This is a genomic window from Nostocoides australiense Ben110 (assembly GCF_001050535.1).
GTDB lineage: Bacteria > Actinomycetota > Actinomycetes > Actinomycetales > Dermatophilaceae > Nostocoides_A > Nostocoides_A australiense.
On sequence record NZ_HG764815.1, the window covers coordinates 225068 to 244956 of the forward strand.

Consider the following 19889-nt stretch of genomic DNA (forward strand, 5'->3'; position numbering starts at 1 on the left):
AGTAAGACTGTGAGGGCCAAGGTGTTCCCGGGCTTCGTGACTCACACGCCGATCGACCCTGGGGGTTACCGTGGTGTCGGAGGTGTTCTCGCAGCATCCTGACCCACACTCCGATCGACCCCGCAAGGTGTCATTCCCCGGACTTGTCGGTTGCTCGGGAACACCTCCGGCGAGGCCCGCGGTCTCGCCGGATCCATGTGACTGAAGAAGGGCCTGACGGTTCCCGTCTCATTACTGTCGTGTCCAGGTGTCTGGTTCGGCCGAGGGCAACAACCCGTTGTTGTCATCGAGCAGGAAGGACCAACACGCCATGACGGACACAGCCACGTCGCCGATCGTGATCGGCGGCGTCGACACCCACAAGGACCTGCACGTAGCCGCGGTCGTCGATGCCCACGACCGGGTCATCGCGACCGAGGCATTCTCCACCACCCGCGCCGGGTACCGGGCAATGCTGCGGTGGATGCGCACCCACGGCGACATCGCCCGGGTCGGCATCGAGTGCACCGGCTCCTACGGGGCCGGGGTTATGCGCCACCTCGACCAAGCCGGGATCGAGGTCCTCGAAGTCACGGCTGGCGACAAGGCCGACCGCCGCAAACGCGGCAAGGACGACACCATCGACGCTGAACAAGCCGCCCACGCCGCCTACGCACGTCGCCGCACGGTCACCCCGAGGGCGCACGATGGGATGGTGGAATCGTTGCGGGCGTTGAAGATTGCCCGTTCCACCGCGGTAAAGGCCCGCCGGGTCGCGCTGCAGATGATCCACGCGCTGATCATCTCTGCCCCCGAAGAACTACGCGACCAACTGCGCAACATGACCAGGATGCAACTCATCCGTACCATCGCGTCGTGGCGACCCGACGCCACCGGCTACCGCGACCCCGTCACCGCGACCAAGATGTCGTTGAAGTCGCTGGCGCGGCGCTACCTGGAACTCCACGACGAGATCGCCGACCTCGAGATCGCGATGCACGCCTTGGTCGATGAGCTCGCCCCCGACCTGCTCGCTCGCCCTGGCGTTGGGTACGAGTCCGCCACCCAACTGCTGATCACCGCTGGGGACAACCCCGACCGGCTCGCCTCCGAAGGGTCCTTCGCGATGCTCTGCGGGACAGCACCGCTGCCGGCTTCCTCGGGCAAGACCACCCGCCACCGCCTCAACCGCGGCGGGGACCGGGCCGCGAACTCTGCCCTACACATGATCGCGGTCAGCCGCTGGAGAATCGACCCCGCCACGAAGGAGTACGTCGCCCGCAAGAAGGCCGAAGGCCACTCCAACCCCGAGATCCTGCGTCTGCTCAAGCGGTACATCGCCCGCGAGACCTACTACCTCCTGCGCAACCAGCACCGAGCAATCCACCAACGCGCCACCACCGCTTGACAAACAGAAGGGCGTCGCTGGGAGTCAATACACGTCGCTGGCTTACACCACCGAACTGCTCGAACACGGCATGGCCGGCTCCATCGGCACCGTCGGCGATGCGCTCGACAACGCCCTGTGCGAAAGCACCATAGGACTATTCAAGACCGAGGCCATCGACGACGGCGGCCCGGCCTGGAGCGACCCCCGCGCGGTCGAATGGCAAGTCGCCCGATGGGTCCACTGGTACAACACCGCGAGGCTCCATTCCTCAATAGGGGACATGCCACCCCTTGAGTTCGAAACCACCTACCGGCAAGCTACAACCGTGACCCCAACCCCGGAGGTCGCGTAACCAACACACCCTCCGGGAAACCCAGGGCGGTTCAGACCTCACCTTCGTGACCATGAACTGACTCAACAGCCATGATCACCGCAGGTCACGGGCGCACACGCGTCACCACGCCGAACCCGCCTGCCCGGTTAAGTTCGAAGAGCTGGCATATACGGGTTCCAGTAGGGCGTCGTCCGCGACCGAAAGCTCGGGCATAGGGCATCGGGACCCTAACAAACCGTCAGCCGGTCCCCTTTCCGCAGGATCCCGGGAACCAAGACCTCCGCGTACACACCGAGATACATCTGCCGAATCCGGGTGAGTTCAATGAGCCACGGCACGTCGGGGACGAATCCGTCTTGCGCGACGTCGATCATGCGACAGCGGGGTATCCGCTCGACAACACGCAGGCGTGCTTCCCCGATCCTCAGCTCGTGACCTAGCCAGCGCTCCTCCGAGAACGCCTCGCCACCCGCGAGGATAAGGTTGCTCCGCAGTCGCCGTGGATCCGCATCGCCCCATCTTTGGGCACACCATCGCAGGCTCGCATCGCTGATCAATGAAACGCTGCCCCGATCCTGAAACGACTCGGCTGTCGAAGCGGTGACTTCGACAGACGTGTTCATGGCCGCGGACAACTCCGCAGCGAGAGCCGCGTCCCCAACGTCCCACCTGCCTCCCCGCGCTCCCGTCACCAAGACGCCGTCCATCGTGGTGCTCGCGGAATACTCGAAGATCGCGTCGCGTCGTCGGAACCGGCGGGTGTTCTTTCCGGAGGCGAGACGGCCGTCGTGATCACGCACGGCGTAGCGTCGGTCCCCATGGAGGCCGTGAGCGTCCAGTTCGACCCACTCAAGATCCTCTCCACCCATCGACTTCACCGGGAACCTGCGCAGTGACGCGACCGTGATCAGGAGGTCAGCCATGGTAGGTGAGGCTCACAAGGTGTCGATGACGACAAAGTCGCAGTTTCGTGCCTCGGCGAGATAGATGGGTTGCTGGGCGTGTGCCTGCTCGACCCGTCTCGTCCCGCGCGGCCCGTCGAACACCAGCGGGGCATCATTGGCTAGCATCGCGGCGACGTCACTGCTCCGGGCACTCGTGACGAGCGCTTCGAGGAGGAGCAAGCCTTCCACGCACGACTCGCCCATCGTCGTGGGGAGGCAGGCTCGCGGACCATGGGCGTCGACATAATCGCGCATGAAGGACCTGGCCCCCTCGGTGTTGAGTGACTCGAAGTAGCCAGCGGTCGCAAAGAGTCCTCGCGTCGCGTCCGGCCCGGACCCAAGGAGCATGTTCTCGTCCATCAGCGGCGACATGCGCACCATGGCGTTCTGGAGGCCGGCTTCGGCGAATGCCCTGTTGAAATGCACGGCGTCCTCACCGAGCAGCAACACGATCACTCCGTCGCAGTAGCCGCTTTCCAGGGCCCGGATGACGTCCCCGAAGTCGGTGGTGCCGACATAACGGAAGTGCTGCTGCACGATCTGCACGCCCAGGTCCCGCGCATAACCGCGGCACTTCATGGCGCTGTCCAGCGGCCACACGTAGCGATTGCCGACGATGGTCCACCGGCGAATCCCGATGTTGTCCCGCATCCACTCCATGGCTGGCCGCAATTGAACTCCAGGTGTCTCGCCGGTGAGGAAGACACCGTCCGTGTGCTCGCCCCCTTCATATAGAGCCGTGTAGATATATGGCACGCGCCGCTCGATACGCGTGGCCAGCGCCCGCCTCACATCCGAGGTTTGCCAACCGACGACGGCCTCGACCGCACCGGCGCGCACCAGTCCTCCCACGTGGTTCGCGACCGGCAGGGCGCCGACCGAGGCGTCCACATCTATCAACTCGATTTCGCGGCCCATCAGACCGCCTCGACGGTTGATCATCCGAGCCGCCACGGCCGCTGAAGCCGCGCAGGAGGTGCCAAACATGCCCGCAGGGCCGGCCTGTGGGTATACCAGTGCAACCGGAAAAGTCTCGGCGAGGGAGCGCTTCGCGACAGGGACCACCCCGGTCCTTCCTGCATAAACTCTTGGGATACGGTAATGTTCTGATCCGGTAATTTAGACTATGACGGTGCGGGGGGGAACCCCCGCTCTCAGTTCTATGGAGGTGTGTGGTGGCCAAGGAGGCCTCGATCCGGGCGGCCGGTGCGCGGCACGACGGCCTGGGGGAGGCGGTGATCGCAGCCGACGAACTCCTCGTGCGCACGCTGCATCCGGTCCTTTCGCACTTCCATATCGGCATCGACGTTTTCCGCGCGCTGCGTGTCCTGGCTACTTCGTCGGGCCTCACGGTCGGAGAGCTCGGTCGCGAGATCGGGGCGAACCCCCCGGCAACCACCCGAAGCGTGGATCGCCTCGTGTCGGCCGGACACGCTTATCGTCGCGCTGACGAGGCGGACCGTCGGCGCGTCCTCGTCATGATCACCGACCGAGGGCTCGACCTCTTTCGCGATGTGCTCGCCGAGATCGAGGACCGGGTGCGCGACTCCAAGGCCCTGGCCTGATTCCGAAAGCTGACGGCACGCGCTCGCCTTCTTACGAAAATCGCACTCTCCCAAACACTTTTGTGATTCTGAGGCTCACCTGAGCCTTGTGCTGGCGCCAGTCGGCGCTGCCGGCATGCGCCCCGCGAGATAGCCCACGACGTCGACAACCGGCGTACTGCGACCCCTCGAGGAGCCTGGGAATTCGTCCACCCCAACCCCTTGACAGCCGTGCATCGACATCCGTACCTTACCGAAAACCAATATTTCCAAATTGGTAATAAATCCAGAACGGACAGGAGCAGCCGATGCGTCACGGAGACATCTCCTCCAGCCCCGACACCGTGGGCGTGGCAGTCGTCAACTACAAGATGCCCCGCCTTCACACGAAGGCCGAGGTGCTCGAGAACGCTCACAAGATCGCGGACATGGTTCGCGGCATGAAGGTCGGCCTCCCCGGCATGGACCTCGTCGTGTTCCCCGAGTACTCCACCCAGGGGATCATGTATGACAGCGCAGAGATGTTCGAGACCGCCGCGACGGTCCCTGGCGAGGAGACGGAGATCTTCTCGCAGGCCTGTCGCGACGCGCGGACCTGGGGGGTCTTCTCGATCACGGGTGAGCGGCACGAGGAGCACCCGAAGAAGTCGCCCTACAACACGCTCATCCTGATCAACGACCACGGGGAAATCGTCCAGAAGTATCGGAAGGTCATCCCATGGGCTCCCATCGAGGGCTGGTACCCCGGCGAGACGACCTTCGTGGCCGAGGGGCCGAAGGGCCTGAAGGTCTCGCTCATCATCTGTGACGACGGCAACTATCCCGAGATCTGGCGTGACTGCGCCATGAAGGGTGCCGAGCTCATCGTGCGCTGCCAGGGCTACATGTATCCCGCCAAGGAGCAGCAGGTCCTCATGGCCAAGGCCATGGCCTGGGCCAACAACTGCTACGTGGCGGTCGCCAATGCGGCCGGCTTCGACGGCGTCTATTCCTACTTCGGCCACAGCTCGATCATCGGCTTCGACGGTCGCACCCTCGGCGAGACCGGAGAGGAGGAATACGGCATCCAATACGCGCAATTGTCTGTCTCGGCCATCCGTGACGCCCGCCGGCACGACCAGTCACAGAACCATCTCTTCAAGCTGCTCCACCGGGGGTACACCGGCGTCTATAACTCCGGCGACGGGTCGAAGGGCATCTCCCAGTGCCCATTCGACTTCTACAAGCTGTGGGTGACCGACGCCGAAGCGGCCCGGGACCAGGTCGAGTCATTCACCCGCGACACCATCGGCGTGGCCGAATGCGGCGTTTACGACTTGCCCGTTGAGCAAACGAAGCATGCGTGACGCGTGCCTTTCATCAATGACCGGCTGCGCGACCAACGCGTGGCCCAAGGTGAAGTGGACCAGGCGGCCGGGCTGGAAGCGCCCGACCAGGAGGGATTCGCGCTCGCCGCTGCCGGTCGAGTGAATGCGGAGCGGATCAGGGCCCAACTCGAGTCCCGAATCTTTGGTCAGCCCCTGGCCGTCGACTCGGTCTATCGCACCATGCAGGTCATCCAGGCAGGCCTCGCGGATCGCGAGCGCCCGCTGGCCAGTCATCTCTTCGTCGGCCCGACTGGAACCGGCAAGACAGAGATCGTCCGCCAACTCGCGGCAACCCTGCGCAGCGGACCAGATGACTTCTGCCGGGTGGACATGTCCGCCCTCGCGCAGGAGCACTATGCGGCCTCCTTCGCCGGAGCGCCCCCCGGATACGCAGGCAGCAAGGAAGGCCACAGCGTCTTCCGTCGAGACCAGGTGGAAGGTGAGCTGGGCAAGCCGGGCATCGTCCTGTTCGACGAGGTCGAAAAGGCGCACCAAACGGTAGTGCGGGCACTCCTGCACGTCCTTGACCACGGTGTCCTGCACTTGGCCAATGGGGAACAGCGCTTCAACTTCCGCAACTGCATCGTCTTCCTGACGAGCAATCTCGGCAGTCGCGAGATCCGCGATCTGCAGCAGTCCAGGCCGCGCCGATGGGCTCGTCGGCACGTGGAGAACGCCTCCTCGCACCTTCCCGAGTCTGCCCGTCAATGGCTTCGGCAGCGGCTCGAGGGGCGGATCCACGAAATCACTCAAGACGCCCTGGAGAAGTACTTCGATCCCGAGTTCCTCAACCGGGTCGACGAGGTCACGGTGTTTTCCGAACTCAGCCAGGACGTCGCCCTGCGAATCGCGCAGGCAGAACTCGATTTGGTGGTCGGGCGCGCGCAGACTAAAGGCGTCGACATCCTGCTCGGTCCGGAGGTCGTCCGACATGTCGCCCAAATGGGTTTCGACGCGTCGTACGGAGGACGTTCCATCCGTCGCGAAGTGCGACACACCGTCTGGCCGATCGTGGCGCGCCATGTCATCACGCAGCGGCTCCGGCGGCTCGACATCCCACAGTGCCAGTCAACCGTCCGGCTCTCGCTATCGGCACCCGATCGACGCGGACAGCGGCACGTCATCGCGGCCGAGGAGAGCACCCACCCCTTGCCGCGCAACACCACTACGGCGCCAGGAACTCCCGGCGCCGGTCCAGAAAACCGAAAGGAAGAAGAGTCGTCATGACTTCGAACAGCCACAGCCACGACCACGACCACGGCGCCTGCGACAGCGAATCCGCTGGCTTCGCTACGGATGCGGCACGTCTTCAGGCCCTGGTCACCGACGGGGTGCACCGGGTTGGTCCCCACGAAGGCCCCTTCTCCTTGCATGTCCTCGGGATCGGCAAGGCGGGAACGAACATTGTCGAGGCGATGGTGCGGGCGCACCAGGAAGACCCCAACGGAATCCCACTGCACGCCTTGGCGATCGACATCGGTGATGAGGAACTGAGGAAGCTGGAAGCGGCCGGCACCGACAAGGCCACTGTCCGAACTACTGAACTCCCCGTCCTGAGCAGCGTCGACTTCTTCGCCGGGCTGCGCCGCTACCGCGAGTTCCTCAAAGCCGAGTTCCCGCGCTACTACTGGAACCCCAACTACGAGCCGTGGCTGCCGAACGACATGGAAATGCCCAGCCCGGGCGACCACTTCCACCGCGCGGTGTCCAAGGGCCTGTATGGCGTGGACTACTACACCGGCGGAGTCACCGCGGAGGCGTTGGACGACTTCGCCAACGAGGTCGTGCAGAGTGAGCAGACGCCACTTGTCGTCATCGTCTTTTCGATCGCTGGCGGCACCGGGAGCGGTATCGTCCCCGAACTTGCTCGGCACCTGTCCAATATCCGACTCGGCCGCCGCCAGCTGGTCCTGGGCATCGGCGTCCTGCCGTGCGACGGCGATCCCGACGAGCTGAGCGACGGTCGCACCTTCATCGCGATCAACGAGCTCGACTGCCTCATAGATGGCGAGAAGAACGCCGGCGTTGTCACCGTCTGGGGCGACCTCTATCGCAACGCGTTCACGGCCGGCTTCTTCGCCGTGCCGCAGTGCGGGGTCTACGACAAGACCGGCGGCAACCTCGAGGAGACCCACCAGATCATCGACCGGGGTATCGCCGATTTCGTCCTGCGGGACGGAGGCCTGCATGTCTACGAGACCATCAAGGCCCTCAACTGGATGAACGTCCCGGCCGACGCGTGGCACCCGGCCACCCGCGGCGATCACACGGACCGGTGGATCACCCTCTTGAGTGTCGGACTCGAGGCGGACGACCCGCTCCCGACGCGAGAGATCGTGCCCGAGGCCCAGGTTCCGTATGCCGAGGTGCGTGGCTTCGGGGTCGAGGCCGAGGCGCTCAAGGCCACGGCCGACACCCTCCAACGTGATGTGGCTCCCAGGGTCGGTCCGAACGTCCTGTCCTTCGACAGCGCCGCAGGCTCGGCCGTGACGACGATCATCCCGCAACTCTCGAAGCGGGACCTGGCTCTGTTCGGCCCTGCCCGCTCGGCATACGACGGCCTGGGCTGGGAGGACAAGCTCCTCCGGCACGCCTGGCTCCTCGATGTCGGGGTCTTGCTGTGCGAGCCGTCGACACGCTTCGAAGGCGTTGGTGGCGAATGCCTACTCGGATGCGCCTGTTGGGTCGTTGTCCCCTATGCCGCCATCCGCGGCGAGGACCCGGTGGCCGTCTCATGATCACTACGCACATCGACTGGGACCACGTGCTGGATCGCTACCGCGACGGCGCCGAGATCGACTCACTCCCCGGCGGTGCCAAGATCTCGGTCAGCGGCGCCGACGGTGAGCGCATCTACGTCACTCATCGGCTGTGGCAGGACTCGCTGCAGCGCCGAAACCTCGAGCGCGGCATACAGCTCGTCGCCGAGGGGCAGATCTCGGATGAAGCCAACCGATTCATCGACAAGTACCGCACCCTCGTCGCCGACGAGAGGCCAACGGTGGCCGCCACGGTGCTCAAAGACCTCGGTTACCTCCAGTAGCCACCTGAGAAATGAGGACAAGGATATGACGCAGCTTTCGATGTACCACAGCGCCACCGGGAAGCAGGCCCCGCACTGCATCAACCTGTTGGGGCTCGGCAAGACCGGAGCCCAGATGATCGACGCATTCTTGCGCACCGGTGAGATCGAGGATCTCCTTGAGGACCCGCGCGCGCGGCTCACCTGCCTGGCCGTCGACATCGGCGAAGGCGATATGCGCCAGCTCCGGCAGTATGCCGATGCGTTCTACGAGAGGCTCGATGAGCGCGGCATCCCGAGAGATCGAGCACAGATCCGCACTCTCAGCCTGCAGGTACCTGACAGCGCTGAGCTGGCTGAGTCGATGGCCCGGGTGCCCGATCACATGGCCCGCGAGTTTCCGCGCTTCTCGTGGGCCGGCGAGGACTACGACTTCGCGTCGTGGCTTGCACCCGACGCTCGCGTCCCCACTGTTGAGAAGCACTACCAGGCGCAGCTCGAACTGCCGGCAGAGGACGAGCACGCCGACCGTGCGGTCGCGAAGGCGATCTACCTTCACGCCTACTTCGCCGGTGACCGGCCGATGTACCACGCGCTGCGCGAGTTCGCGGACAGCATCAACAGGACGAAGCTGCCGTCTATCGTGCTCGTTCCATTCGGTGTGGGCGGCGGGACAGGAAGCGGCATGGTCGTCGATATCGCTCGGCACTTGTCGAGTGACGCGCTCGGCCGGAGGGTGCCTGTCGTCGGCGTCGGTCTCCTCCCGTGCAGCGGCGACCCCGAGTACCAGCGCGGCGCGTCTGTCGCGGCCACTCTGGACGAACTCGATTGCATGATCGACGAGGGCAAGAACGCCGGCGTGATCCGGCAGTGGGGCGACCTTTACCGCAATCCCTTTACGGGAGGTGTGCTCCTGCTTCCGCAGGAGCAATCCTGGGAGCGCCTGTTCCGTTACACGACGATCAAGAAGGGTGTGCTGCCTGAGGTCCGTCACCGTCAGGCCCTGCACGTGACGAACAAGTTCGTCGACGACTCCTTCGCTCGGTTCGTCGTGCACGACCACGGCCGCGAGTTCTTCCGCATGATGCGACCCTCCGGGTTCACGGGCGCACCGCACGAGCGGGTCAGCTTCGGTGCCCACAACTTCACGATCTTCAACGTCGCGAAGCTCATGCACCCCGGCGTGGAGGTCCTGCCCGGGGAGCCGATGAGCAAATGGCGCGGCGCGATCAGTGACTGGATCGGCTACCTGCCGAAATGGATGGGTGTTCGGGAGGGCTTCAAGACCGAGTTCGTCGAAGCCCATGTCTATTCGGCGCGGGCGAAGTGGAACGACACCCTGCAGCTGAAGCTCGAGGAGACCCTTAGGACGTACCTCCTCCCTGGCGAGGACGGTGCTCTCTACACGACCCGCCACGAGTTCTTCGACGAGCTGACGCTCTACGTCAACGTCGTGATCCCCGGCGTGGCCAAGGTCGATCTGACCGCCTATCAGGACGCCAGACAGCAGTACGACGCGGCGTCCGAGGAAGCCCGGGCCGTGATGTCCTCGTGGCTCCTCGAACTGGGCGTGTCGGTTTCGCAGCCGTCGGCAGAATTTGACGGCATGGCGGGCAAGTGCGTCGATGGCGGAACGCCATGGAACACCGGCATCTCCATGGAGGCTCTGCGTGGCACCGGAAACCCGGCCGCGGCCGTGGACTACACGAAGGCCGTGATGGCTGGCCCGATTTCCACCGTGGTGCCCACTCCCTGACCCGGCTGCGTCGGCGGCGCTGTTTCGAGCAATGCAGGCGCTAGTCGACGACTTCGGCGGGTGCGGGATGTGGACAGCCTCTCGCACCCGCCGATCTCCACGGCCCCCTGATGGCTGGTCGGCGCGTGAAAGGACTACCAGAAATGCACATTTCAGAAGGTTTCTTGCCGCCGTGGCATGCGGTGGCCTGGACGGCGTTGGCGACTCCCTTCGTCGTGCACGGGGCTGCTCGAGTCACTCGGCTTGTGCGTCAACAGCCGGAGAACCGACTGCTACTCAGCGCTGCTGGGGCGTTCACGTTCGCCCTCTCGGCTATCAAGTTGCCGTCCGTGACAGGATCATCGAGCCATCCGACGGGTACCGGACTTGGCGCGGTGGTGTTTCGCCCGCCGGTCATGGCGTTCTTGTCGTCCGTCGTCCTGCTCTTTCAGGCGTTGCTGTTGTCGCACGGGGGACTCACGACCTTGGGCGCGAATGCCTTCTCCATGGGGGTCGTCGGGCCCTGGTGTGCGTATGCGGTGTGGCTTGTGTGCCGACGAGTCCGGGCGCCACTCGCCGTGGGTGCTTTTCTGGCCTTCTTCATGGCCGATCTGGCAACGTACGTGACGACCTCGCTGCAGCTCGGTCTGGCTTTTCCTGACCCGCAGACCGGAGTTGCTGGAGCGACAACGAAGTTCCTGGCGATTTTCGCGGTGACTCAGATCCCCTTGGCCGTGGTGGAGGGCCTCCTCGGGGTGGTCATGACGCGCGTGTTGCCCGAGATTGCGCGGAGCTATCCGCAGCTGGGACTGGCGCACCTGTCAATCCCCAGCCACGAGCGAGCCTCCCGGCTGGGTGCGGTCCGATGAGGCGGGCGACCACTTGGCTGATTGTCCTCGTGATCATTGCCGTGTTGGGCGGGATGTATCTCGTGGGGAGTCGGACGGGCCCAGGGACATTCACCGGGACCGACTCGGTGGCCAGGAGCGCAATCGAGTCGAGTGGCTACCGCCCGTGGGCTCACTCGGTGTTCAAGCCAGCGAGCCCCGACATCGAGTCTGGGCTGTTCGCCGCTCAGGCCCTAGTCGGTGGCTTGATCCTCGGGTATGCCGTTGGTTCTCTGCGCGCGGGTGCCCGCCGACAGCGCCCGTCCGGCCCGGCGGTCTTATCCGAGTCGATCGAGCCACAGCCGTGAGCGCCTCGTCCCTCGCCCTGGACGAGGCCGCCTGGGACAGCCCGTGGCGGCATCGCTCGGTCCTGGAGAAGGGCTTCCTGAGCATCGGACTGGTCCTGGCCGCGCTGCTGCTCCCCACCTGGCCAGGTGCGCCGGCGGTCGGCGCGGTGGCGACGGTGATCCTGCTCGGCCCCGCCCGACTGGCCCCTGGCCTCCTGGCCCGCATCATCAGGTGGCCGCTGGCGTTCCTGATCTCCGGGGTGCTGTCTGTGAGCATATCCCTGTCGTGGCACGGACACCCGGTGATCGGACTGTCGCGCAGCGGAATCGCTGCAGGTGCTGCCCTCCTCGCCCACGGTCTCGCGGGCGCCCTCGCCGTCTTCGTGCTGGCCGCCACGACGCCGATGGTCGACCTGCTCGAGAGCCTGCGCCGCGTACGGCTGCCCGCCGCCTGTGTCGACATCGCCGCCCTGACCTACCGGTTGCTGTTCACGCTTGTGAGCACCACGCGACAGGTCCGCGAGAGCCAGGCCGCGCGGCTGGGTTACTCCTCCTGGCGGCACTCGGTGGAGTCGGCGGCATACCTGACGGCAGCGGTGCTGGTGCGGTCCTTGGCCAACGCGCAGCGCCTCGAGGAGGGCCTCGCCGGGCGCGGATATGTCGACGAGCTTTCCACCGTGACGGACTCCCCGAGGGTATCTGGGCGGGTGCTCATGGCTGGCGCTATCGGCCTGGCGCTGCTCGCTGTGGTCAGTCTGTGGAGCGCCTCATGAGCCATCAAGCGCTCGAGGCGAGCGGCCTCATCGCAGGCTACGGCAACGCGACCGTCCTGTCAGACGTCCACCTCCATATACCCGGAGGATGCCGAACGGCGCTGCTCGGGGCTAACGGATCGGGCAAGACGACACTGCTCAAGGTGCTCTCGGGTGCCCACCGACCCCAGGCCGGGCAGGTCCGTGTCGGCGAGCACAAACTGCGCCACTCGCGCGCCGGCCTGACCGAGCATCGCCAGCGCGTGCAGCTGGTGATGCAGGACCCCGACGATCAGCTCTTTTCCGCCGACGTGCGCAGGGACGTCAGTTTCGGTCCGACGAACCTGGGGTTGTCGCGCGGCGAGGTCATCGCCCGCGTCGACGAAGCCCTGGACGTGCTGGGTCTGGGCGCGCTCGCCGACCGGCCGATCCACGCACTGTCCTACGGCCAGCGCAAGCGGGTTGCCATCGCGGGGGCACTTGCCATGCGACCCTGCTTGCTGTTGCTCGACGAGCCAACGGCGGGCCTCGATCCTGCGGGGGTGGAGGAAATGCTGTTGGCCCTTACGAGCCTCGAAGCCCATGGGACGACGGTTGTGCTGTCCACCCATGACGTCGACTTGGCGTTGGCCTGGGCTGACCGAGTCGCAATCGTCGAGCATGGAATCGTGCATTGCGGCCCGCCCGGGGTCATGCTCGGCGACGCAGCCCTCCTTCAGCGCTCGCGTCTGCACCCGCCGCGGAACATCCAGCTCGCCCTCAAGTTCGGAATCCCTCGGGACCATGTCGAACGAACCCCTCCCCGCACACTCGATGACGTGGTTGCTCTGGTGGGTGCCCTGGCGGGGTTTCCCGCTGCCGCGACGCATTGAGGAGACGGGACGACATGCTGCGTGCATCTAGCGACGGGGCGGCCGGGGGGTCCGTCGCGCTGGGGCGGAGGTCGACCTGCTCACCGATCCGTTGCAGCGGCACGGTCGTATGAGGAGCGTCAACTCCTCGCGCCCCTTGCGGTCAATGACTCAGTAGGCCGAACGGGGAGCACGATCCCGGCGGACGCGGGCGTCAGCCAGGACCCACCCAGCGAAACAGGTGCACAGGGCGGCCACTGCCATACATCGGCCGGACCGTGGCCTGGCCTGTCGAGACCAAGTGCTCCAGATAGCGTCGAACGCTCACCCGCGCCATCCCGACGCGTTCGGCGCACTCTGCTGCTGACATCTCCTCGCCCGACCGCAGTGCCCCGATCACGAGATCAAGACTTTCCCGACTCAATCCCTTGGGAGGCAAGGTGCTTCGCGGTGTCGCACGCGTGGGTGCCTGCCGACGAAAGGCGGCATCCACGCTTTCCTGGCTAAGTGCCCCGTGACCGATGCTCTCCACCGACCGCGCGAAGTCCCGCAGCCGCGCACTCAAGTCACTGATCTCGAACGGTTTGATCAGATAATGCGAGGCACCTCCGCGCAGCGCCCGCTGCACGAAGGCCACGTCGCGCTCAGCGGTCACCATGATGACGTCGACCGGGTTGTGTCGGCTGCGCAGTTCGAAGAGCACGTCCACACCCGTCATGTCCGGCAGGTGCACGTCGAGCAGCAGCAGATCCGGCGCCAGGTCCTCGACCAGCGTCAGAGCTTCGGTCCCAATTGGCCGCGGTGCCAGCGACCTCGAAGCCTTCGACCTCGTTGACGAAGTCAGCATGCACTGAACGAACCATGAAGTCGTCCTGGCCGATGAGGACACGAAGCACGACGGTGCTCCTCTCCGGAGTGAGATATCGCAGGCGACTCTCGCCGGCTGATTCACGCTACTGGGACGTCGCGGCCAGGCCCGATCCACGAACGAACCGATTCTCGATCTCGAAGTAGTCCTCGAGAGCGAACAGGGAGTTCCATTCATCGGCCGTCGCCATCAGCGGTGCTCGGCGACACGCCCTGGCAGTATGTCGTCGCCGAAGGCATCGCGGAGGTGGGCGACGTCGCGCGGGCGCCCGACGACGCCGCGGCCGACGCGCTCGTCGAGCTCTATCGTGCGCAGGCGGGAGAGCACGACGACTGGGACGAATACCGCGCGGCGATGGTCGCGGACCAGCGGCTCGTGCTGCGGATCCGGGTCGAGCGGGTCTACGGGATGATCGCCTAAAGGCGCGACCGGCACCGGCACCGGGCAGGATGGACGGTATGAGCGATGCCGAGGAGTTCCAGCTGCCCGAGTGGGCGCAGCTGATCGATCAGGGTGGGCCGCGCGAGCGGTATGTCGCGGCGACGCCGATGGGGGAGTTCACCGTCCACACCCACGGCGGGCAGGTGACGAGCTGGGTCGGCCACGGTCGCGAGCGGCTCTGGACCTCGGAAACGGCCGAGTATGCCGTGGGCAAGGCCATCCGTGGCGGCATCCCGGTGATCTTTCCCTGGTTCGCGAACGGCCCTGGGGGAGAACGCAAACCCTCCCACGGGCTTGCCCGCCTGGCCACGTGGGAGCTCGCGGGATGGGGCACGACCGACGAGCCCGACGACACGATGGACCTCCAGTTCGATCTCGGTGAGCAGGACCTCGACCCGAGCCTGCGCAACACGGGTGACTGGCCCTCGGGCGTGCGGGCGCATGTGCAGGTGGAGATCGGCGCTGACGCCTTGATCATCCGGCTCACGCTCGTCAACTACACCGACGAGCCCGTGTCCTGCGAGGCGGCTCTGCACACCTATCTGGCCGTCGCCGATGTCGAGGACGCCGTGATCGAGGGCCTGGACGGGGTGCGCTTCTACGACAAGGTTGCCCGGCGCGAGGACGTGACCGACCAGCCGGTCCCGTTCGGTGACGAGGTCGACCGGATCTACGAGACCAAGGAACCCGTCGTGCTGTGCGATGGCACCCACAGCCTTCGGGTCGGCGGTCAACTGGGCAGCTCGGACGCCGGCCCGCGTCCGGCACAGACCGTGGTCTGGAACCCGGGGCGCGACAAAGGCCCCGGCATCGCCGACATCTCCGACTGGCGCGGCTTCGTCTGCATAGAGGCCGCTGCCATCGGGGTCGATGCCCTCGTCATCCCCCCGGCCGGTTCAGGCGGCGGCGACGTGCCGTTCGGCTTCTCGACGCTGACGCAGACCCTCACGTTGTTGCCGACGGAGCAGCTTAGGTAGTCGCCCCACGAAGTGTCCTCGCTTCGCTGCAGCGCGGAGCTAGAGGTGGCCGCGGTGCGTGGTCTCCAGGGCGGCGAGGACGCTGCGCAAGTGGGTGTGCATGGCGGCGGCGGCCCGGTCGGGGTCGCCGGAGGCGACGGCGTCGATGATCTCCAGGTGTTCGCCGAGCGAGGTGCGCGGCCGTCCCTCGCGCTGGGAGAGGCGGAAACGCTGGCGCACCAACTGACCGTTGAGCCGATCGAGCAGCTCGGCCGCGACCGGCTGGTGACCGAGGTCACGGATCGCCTGGTGCAGGCGAATATTCAAGCGGGAGTAGGCAGGTGCGTCGCCGGCTGCGACAGCGGCCTCCATCGCGGTGCCGATCGATCGGAGCTCGGCCGCAGTCTCCGGGGTGACCCGCCCGGCGGCTTTCGCCGCGAGCAGGCCCTCCAACTGCATAGGCACCTCGGTGATGTCGACGGCCTCCTCGACCGTGACGACGCGCACCCGCGATCCGCGATTGGGCACCCGCTCGACGAGGCCTTCTGACGACAAGCGCAACAGGGCGGCGCGGATGCTGCTGCGCGTGACGCCATAGGCGTCGGCGAGGTCCTGCTCGACCAGGCGCTGCGCGGGCATCAGATCGCCGGCAGCGATCGCCTGGCGCATCGCCGCATAGGCGATCCGCCGCCCCTCGGCGCCCGAGGTGGCGCCGCCGCCGGCGGAGTTCACGTCGTCGACCGCGCGGCCACCGGCACCACACCTTCCTGGGGAGGTCCATGCAACGAAGTCGATACAGGTCTTGCTGTCTCTGAAGCTGTCGACAATATTGTCAACACTCTCGCTGACAACCAGCAGAGCAGGAAGGGCGAGCATGGCTGCTCCACTACGCCTCCGGGACGTCACGCTGGCGTTCGGTGGCGTCCGCGTGCTCGAGGACGTCTCCGTCGACGTCGCGCCCGGCCAGGTCATGGGGCTCGTCGGCCCCAACGGGGCGAGGTCGGCGTCGGCGGCTAGCCCGAAGGTCACCCGAACTTCACGGACGCGGTCGCCCAGAAGGCGTTGAACGACAAGGCCGCCTATGCCCATCGCGTCGTCACGCGGATGTGCTTCGACCCCGTCGTCACGACCGGGTGGGCCCAGCACATCGCGCGCGACGGCGTGGCCCTGCAGGTGATCGCCGGCATGCCCGGCCCGGTCAACCGCCAGAAACTCATTCGGATCAGCGCCTCACTCGGTCTGGGCTCGTCGGCCGGTTCCTGCAGAAGCAACACGGCCTGTGGCGCTTCTTCCTGCCCGGCGCCTACGACCCCACCCGCCTCCTCAAGGGCCTCGCCGCCGCCGCACCGCTCGTCACCGGCATCCACGTCGTCACCTTCAACGAGTTCGCCGGTGCCGAGGAGTGGCGCCGCACGCTGCGTCGCGACGTCGGCCTCGGCTGACGACGGCGGGTGACGCCGCGGCATACGGCTGCTCGGCGCGCGGCGACGTAGGGTGAGACCTTGTGCCTGCCCGGTCCGGTCCGTCCTCGCTGCGGGGCTCCACGCACGCGAGAGCTCGAGCGTCGGGGCACCCTGGAATGGGCGCCGTGCCCCACGACGGCGGCGTGACCTTCCGGGTTTGGGCACCGAATGCTCGCCACGTCGCTGTCATCGGCGACTTCTGCGACTGGCAGCTCACGGGCAAAGTGCCGCTGGCGCGGGATCACGCCCGCGCCGGCACGTGGTCGGTCTTCGTCCCACACGCCGGGCCCGGCAGCGAATACCGGTTCCTCATCCGCCGCGGCGGCCCCTATGTATGGCGCATCGACCCCTGCGCCAGGCAGGTCACCCACTCCCGCGGCAATGGCGTCGTCGTCGACCCGGCCACGCTGGGCTTCGACGGCCACCACTTCGACGCACCCGCCTGGGACGACCTCGTCGTCTACGAGGCGCACATCCCCACCTTCGCCGGAAACGCCAGTGGCCGAGGGACATTCGAGCAGGCGATCGGACGGCTCGACCATCTCGCCTGGCTCGGCGTCAGTGCCATCGAAGTGATGCCGCCCTTCGAATTCGGCACGCCGATCAGCTGGGGCTACAACCCCTCTCACCTCTTCGCCATCGAGAGCAGCTACGGCGGCCCGCACGCCTTCGCCCGTTTCGTGCGGGAGGCTCACGCGCGCGGCATCGCCGTCATCCTCGACGTCGTCCACAACCATCTCGGGCCGACGAATCTCGACCTGTGGCGTTTCGACGGCGGCGGCAGCAGGCGCTACGGGGGGATCTACTTCTACAACGACCGGCGCGCCCATACGCCCTGGGGCGCAACGCGACCCAACTTCAGCAAGAAGGAAGTCCGCAACTTCCTGCGCGACAGCGCCGTGCAGTGGCTAGAGACCTTCCAGGTCGACGGGCTGCGATTCGACGGCACCAACTTCATCCGCTCGCGGTTGGGCAATGTCTTCGCACCCCAGGATCAGCTGGCCCCCGGGCATGCCTTCCTCGCGGCGATGACGGCGGACCTGCGCTCCCGGCAGCCGTGGAAACTCCTCATCGCCGAGGACATGCAACGCGATGGGATCGTCACCCGCCCGAGTGCTGACGGTGGCCTGGGGTTTCACAGTCAGTGGGACGCCGGATTCGTCCACCCTGTGCGAAGGGCACTGGAGTGCCCGCGCGACGAGGACCGCGACCTCGAGGCCGTAGCCGCAGCGGTCACCGGCTTCGGGCTCGGCGCGGCATACGAGCGGGTCATCTTCACGGAGAGCCACGACGAGGTGGCCAACGGGAAGTCCCGGGTGCCGGAGTCCATCGATCCCGGGGCCGCGGACTCCTGGCACGCCCGCAAGCGCGCGGCGCTCGGACTGGCCCTCACTCTCACGTCGCCGGGGATCCCCATGCTCTTCCAGGGGCAGGACTTCCTCGAGGACCGCTGGTTCGACGACACTGTCGTGCTCGATTGGGACAAGGCCCACCTACACAGCGGTTTCCTCCACCTCGTGCGCGAGTTGATCCACCTGCGCCGCAACAGGTTCGGCGTCACGGCGGGTTTGACGGGGACGAACACCCGGGTGCTGCGCCTCGATCAGCACGCGAAGGTCCTCGCCTTCCACCGGTGGCGGCACGGCGGCCCTCGCGACGACACCGTTGTCGTGGTCAACCTCTCCACCCACCCACTGCACGACTACGGGGTGGGTATGCCGCGGTCCGGCCGCTGGCGCGTGCGCGTCAACACCGACGCCCCGATGTTCGGCGAGGGTTTCGGGTCCGTGCACGCCGCCGATGTCGACACGGTGCCCGAGTGGGCCGACGGCTGCCCCCAGCGGGTGTCACTGACCATCGGGCCGTATGCCGCGCTGGTCCTCTCGCAGGACTGAAGCGTTCCCCGGACCGGCGGCGTCGCCGGAGTGGCGATATCCAATCGCGGCCGTAGCCGGGATTCGCCTCCATCACCCCACCCGAGTGGAATGATCCACCTGTGACGACCGTTCCGACCCCGCTCGTCAGGGACTTCCCGGTGCGCTGGCCGGTCCAGACCCGCTGGACCGACAACGACATGTTCGGCCATCTCAACAACGCCGTCTATTACGCCATGTGGGACAGCGCGATCAACGCCTGGCTCGCGCAGCAGACCGGAGCCGATCCCATGAAGGATGCGGCCTTCCCCGTCGTCGCCGAGTCCTCTTGTCGCTATGTGAGCGAGCTCGGCTATCCGGACGATCTGGTCGCCGGCATCGGCGTCGAGCGCCTCGGCTCCTCCTCCGTCACGCTGCGCCTGGCACTGTATTCCGCCAGCGCAACAGACGCCGATCCCGTTGCGGCCGTGGGCCGTTGGGTCCATGTCTACGTCGACCGGGCCACCCGCAAGCCCACGCCCATGCCGGCGGGCGAGCGCGTGGCATACGAGGCGATTCGATGAGAATCCGCGGTGCTGTCCTCACCGAGATCGGCAAGCCCGGACCGTATGCCGTGACTCGCCCTCTCGTGATCACCGACCTCGATCTTGCGCCGCCGGGGCCGACGGAAGTGCTCGTCGAGGTCGACGCCGCCGGCCTGTGTCACTCCGACCTGTCGGTCGTCGACGGCAACCGCGTGCGGCCCGTCCCGATGCTGCTCGGCCACGAGGGCAGCGGGATCGCGCTGGAGGTCGGGCGGGCGGTCGAGGGCATCGCGCCCGGCGACCGGGTCGTGATGACCTTCCTGCCCCGCTGCGGTGACTGTGCCGGCTGCGCCACCGACGGCATCCGGCCCTGCGTGCCCGGCTCGGCCCGCAACGGTGCGGGCGAAATGCTCACGGGCGGAAGGCGACTGAGCCTTGACGGTGCCCCGGTCAACCATCATCTCGGGGTCTCGGCATTCGCCACGCACGCGATGCTCGACGCCCGCTCGCTCGTGGTGGTCGAGCCCGACGTGCCGCCGACCGTGGCGGCCCTTCTCGGCTGCGCGGTCCTCACCGGCGGCGGCGCCCTTCTCAACGCGGGCCGGCCCCGCCCGGGTGAGCGGGTGGCCGTGGTCGGCCTGGGCGGCGTCGGCATGGCGGCCCTGCTGACC

The 19889-nt window shown here is 66.6% G+C and carries 21 protein-coding genes and 1 pseudogene; 18 read left to right on the forward strand and 4 right to left on the reverse strand.

Going from position 1 to position 19889, the window contains the following annotated elements:
* Window positions 1-310 precede the first annotated feature (310 nt).
* Both BN11_RS01040 and BN11_RS01045 read left to right on the forward strand, forming a co-directional pair.
* Window positions 311-1387 carry an IS110 family RNA-guided transposase gene (locus BN11_RS01040; protein WP_048693303.1) on the forward strand — a complete coding sequence of 359 codons (1077 nt, stop codon included), beginning with the start codon at window positions 311-313 and terminating at the stop codon, window positions 1385-1387.
* 16 nt (window positions 1388-1403) lie between these two features.
* Window positions 1404-1721 (forward strand): annotated as a pseudogene (locus BN11_RS01045) (integrase core domain-containing protein); the annotation flags it as partial.
* A 209-nt stretch (window positions 1722-1930) separates the two neighbouring features.
* Here BN11_RS01045 and BN11_RS01050 read toward each other — a convergent pair.
* Together BN11_RS01050 and BN11_RS01055 are read right to left on the reverse strand one after the other, a co-directional pair.
* Window positions 1931-2626, reverse strand: a complete 696-nt coding sequence (locus BN11_RS01050; RefSeq protein ID WP_048693315.1) for an MOSC domain-containing protein — start codon at window positions 2624-2626, stop codon at window positions 1931-1933.
* A 12-nt stretch (window positions 2627-2638) separates the two neighbouring features.
* Window positions 2639-3712, reverse strand: a complete 1074-nt coding sequence (locus tag BN11_RS01055; RefSeq protein WP_048693318.1) for a substrate-binding domain-containing protein — start codon at window positions 3710-3712, stop codon at window positions 2639-2641.
* Between the two features lie 110 nt (window positions 3713-3822).
* Between BN11_RS01055 and BN11_RS21165 the strand changes: the two genes are divergently transcribed.
* The 10 genes from BN11_RS21165 to BN11_RS01105 all read left to right on the forward strand — a co-directional run bounded on the left by BN11_RS21165 (window position 3823) and on the right by BN11_RS01105 (window position 13113).
* Window positions 3823-4212, forward strand: coding sequence for a MarR family winged helix-turn-helix transcriptional regulator (locus BN11_RS21165; RefSeq protein WP_053083957.1), 390 nt, complete (start codon window positions 3823-3825; stop codon window positions 4210-4212).
* A 287-nt stretch (window positions 4213-4499) separates the two neighbouring features.
* Window positions 4500-5537 (forward strand): aliphatic amidase, encoded by a 1038-nt coding sequence (locus BN11_RS01065; RefSeq protein ID WP_048693321.1) that lies wholly within the window; start codon window positions 4500-4502, stop codon window positions 5535-5537.
* Between the two features lie 201 nt (window positions 5538-5738).
* Window positions 5739-6785, forward strand: coding sequence for an AAA family ATPase (locus tag BN11_RS01070; RefSeq protein WP_235435581.1), 1047 nt, complete (start codon window positions 5739-5741; stop codon window positions 6783-6785).
* Complete coding sequence (locus BN11_RS01075) at window positions 6782-8296, forward strand: FtsZ/tubulin family protein (protein ID WP_048693329.1); 1515 nt, start codon at window positions 6782-6784, stop codon at window positions 8294-8296. The genes BN11_RS01070 and BN11_RS01075 overlap by 4 nt, the downstream gene beginning before the upstream one ends.
* Window positions 8293-8601 (forward strand): hypothetical protein, encoded by a 309-nt coding sequence (locus tag BN11_RS01080; protein WP_048693332.1) that lies wholly within the window; start codon window positions 8293-8295, stop codon window positions 8599-8601. The genes BN11_RS01075 and BN11_RS01080 overlap by 4 nt, the downstream gene beginning before the upstream one ends.
* Before the next feature lie 25 nt (window positions 8602-8626).
* Window positions 8627-10336 carry a tubulin-like doman-containing protein gene (locus BN11_RS01085; RefSeq protein ID WP_048693336.1) on the forward strand — a complete coding sequence of 570 codons (1710 nt, stop codon included), beginning with the start codon at window positions 8627-8629 and terminating at the stop codon, window positions 10334-10336.
* A gap of 143 nt (window positions 10337-10479) precedes the next feature.
* The gene (locus BN11_RS01090; RefSeq protein ID WP_048693340.1) at window positions 10480-11184 is read left to right on the forward strand and encodes an energy-coupling factor ABC transporter permease; all 705 of its coding nucleotides are present in this window, start codon (window positions 10480-10482) and stop codon (window positions 11182-11184) included.
* Window positions 11181-11510, forward strand: coding sequence for an energy-coupling factor ABC transporter substrate-binding protein (locus BN11_RS25545; protein ID WP_048693343.1), 330 nt, complete (start codon window positions 11181-11183; stop codon window positions 11508-11510). Before BN11_RS01090 ends, BN11_RS25545 begins: the two co-directional genes overlap by 4 nt.
* Window positions 11507-12262 (forward strand): cobalt ECF transporter T component CbiQ, encoded by a 756-nt coding sequence (cbiQ, locus tag BN11_RS01100; RefSeq protein WP_048693347.1) that lies wholly within the window; start codon window positions 11507-11509, stop codon window positions 12260-12262. The genes BN11_RS25545 and cbiQ overlap by 4 nt, the downstream gene beginning before the upstream one ends.
* Window positions 12259-13113: an energy-coupling factor ABC transporter ATP-binding protein gene (locus BN11_RS01105; RefSeq protein WP_048693351.1), complete on the forward strand. Its 855-nt coding sequence runs from the start codon at window positions 12259-12261 to the stop codon at window positions 13111-13113. Before cbiQ ends, BN11_RS01105 begins: the two co-directional genes overlap by 4 nt.
* Before the next feature lie 193 nt (window positions 13114-13306).
* Here the strand turns inward: BN11_RS01105 and BN11_RS01110 are convergent, their stop codons facing one another.
* On the reverse strand, window positions 13307-13981 hold the full coding sequence (locus BN11_RS01110) for a response regulator (protein ID WP_201329190.1): 675 nt from the start codon (window positions 13979-13981) through the stop codon (window positions 13307-13309).
* 174 nt (window positions 13982-14155) lie between these two features.
* Here BN11_RS01110 and BN11_RS01115 point away from each other — a divergent pair, with 174 nt between their 5' ends.
* Together BN11_RS01115 and BN11_RS01120 are read left to right on the forward strand one after the other, a co-directional pair.
* The gene (locus BN11_RS01115) at window positions 14156-14380 is read left to right on the forward strand and encodes a pyridoxamine 5'-phosphate oxidase family protein (RefSeq protein ID WP_053083958.1); all 225 of its coding nucleotides are present in this window, start codon (window positions 14156-14158) and stop codon (window positions 14378-14380) included.
* 38 nt (window positions 14381-14418) lie between these two features.
* Window positions 14419-15378, forward strand: coding sequence for a D-hexose-6-phosphate mutarotase (locus tag BN11_RS01120; RefSeq protein ID WP_048693354.1), 960 nt, complete (start codon window positions 14419-14421; stop codon window positions 15376-15378).
* Between the two features lie 39 nt (window positions 15379-15417).
* On the opposite strand, the gene BN11_RS01125 is transcribed toward BN11_RS01120, so the two are convergent.
* Window positions 15418-16233, reverse strand: a complete 816-nt coding sequence (locus BN11_RS01125; RefSeq protein WP_235435316.1) for a GntR family transcriptional regulator — start codon at window positions 16231-16233, stop codon at window positions 15418-15420.
* A 257-nt stretch (window positions 16234-16490) separates the two neighbouring features.
* On the opposite strand from BN11_RS01125, the gene BN11_RS01130 reads away from it, so the two are divergent.
* The 4 genes from BN11_RS01130 to BN11_RS01145 form a co-directional block, all read left to right on the forward strand.
* Window positions 16491-16799: a hypothetical protein gene (locus BN11_RS01130; protein ID WP_053083959.1), complete on the forward strand. Its 309-nt coding sequence runs from the start codon at window positions 16491-16493 to the stop codon at window positions 16797-16799.
* Window positions 16800-16936: 137 nt separating this feature from the next.
* Window positions 16937-18715 carry an alpha-amylase family glycosyl hydrolase gene (locus tag BN11_RS01135; RefSeq protein WP_048693362.1) on the forward strand — a complete coding sequence of 593 codons (1779 nt, stop codon included), beginning with the start codon at window positions 16937-16939 and terminating at the stop codon, window positions 18713-18715.
* Between the two features lie 101 nt (window positions 18716-18816).
* Complete coding sequence (locus BN11_RS01140) at window positions 18817-19257, forward strand: acyl-CoA thioesterase (protein WP_048693365.1); 441 nt, start codon at window positions 18817-18819, stop codon at window positions 19255-19257.
* The coding region (locus tag BN11_RS01145) for an alcohol dehydrogenase catalytic domain-containing protein (protein ID WP_048693370.1) at window positions 19254-19889 on the forward strand (636 nt) is incomplete at its 3' end. The genes BN11_RS01140 and BN11_RS01145, both read left to right, overlap by 4 nt.

What these genes read in the sequence shown, in the direction of transcription:
- BN11_RS01040 (WP_048693303.1), top strand. Translation starts at nt 311, where the DNA reads ATGACGGACACAGCCACGTCGCCGATCGTGATCGGCGGCGTCGACACC.
- BN11_RS01050 (WP_048693315.1), bottom strand. Translation starts at nt 2,626, where the DNA reads ATGGCTGACCTCCTGATCACGGTCGCGTCACTGCGCAGGTTCCCGGTG.
- BN11_RS01065 (WP_048693321.1), top strand. Translation starts at nt 4,500, where the DNA reads ATGCGTCACGGAGACATCTCCTCCAGCCCCGACACCGTGGGCGTGGCA.
- BN11_RS01070 (WP_235435581.1), top strand. Translation starts at nt 5,739, where the DNA reads ATGCAGGTCATCCAGGCAGGCCTCGCGGATCGCGAGCGCCCGCTGGCC.
- BN11_RS01075 (WP_048693329.1), top strand. Translation starts at nt 6,782, where the DNA reads ATGACTTCGAACAGCCACAGCCACGACCACGACCACGGCGCCTGCGAC.
- BN11_RS01080 (WP_048693332.1), top strand. Translation starts at nt 8,293, where the DNA reads ATGATCACTACGCACATCGACTGGGACCACGTGCTGGATCGCTACCGC.
- BN11_RS01085 (WP_048693336.1), top strand. Translation starts at nt 8,627, where the DNA reads ATGACGCAGCTTTCGATGTACCACAGCGCCACCGGGAAGCAGGCCCCG.
- BN11_RS01090 (WP_048693340.1), top strand. Translation starts at nt 10,480, where the DNA reads ATGCACATTTCAGAAGGTTTCTTGCCGCCGTGGCATGCGGTGGCCTGG.
- BN11_RS25545 (WP_048693343.1), top strand. Translation starts at nt 11,181, where the DNA reads ATGAGGCGGGCGACCACTTGGCTGATTGTCCTCGTGATCATTGCCGTG.
- BN11_RS01105 (WP_048693351.1), top strand. Translation starts at nt 12,259, where the DNA reads ATGAGCCATCAAGCGCTCGAGGCGAGCGGCCTCATCGCAGGCTACGGC.
- BN11_RS01120 (WP_048693354.1), top strand. Translation starts at nt 14,419, where the DNA reads ATGAGCGATGCCGAGGAGTTCCAGCTGCCCGAGTGGGCGCAGCTGATC.
- BN11_RS01125 (WP_235435316.1), bottom strand. Translation starts at nt 16,233, where the DNA reads ATGCTCGCCCTTCCTGCTCTGCTGGTTGTCAGCGAGAGTGTTGACAAT.
- BN11_RS01135 (WP_048693362.1), top strand. Translation starts at nt 16,937, where the DNA reads ATGGGCGCCGTGCCCCACGACGGCGGCGTGACCTTCCGGGTTTGGGCA.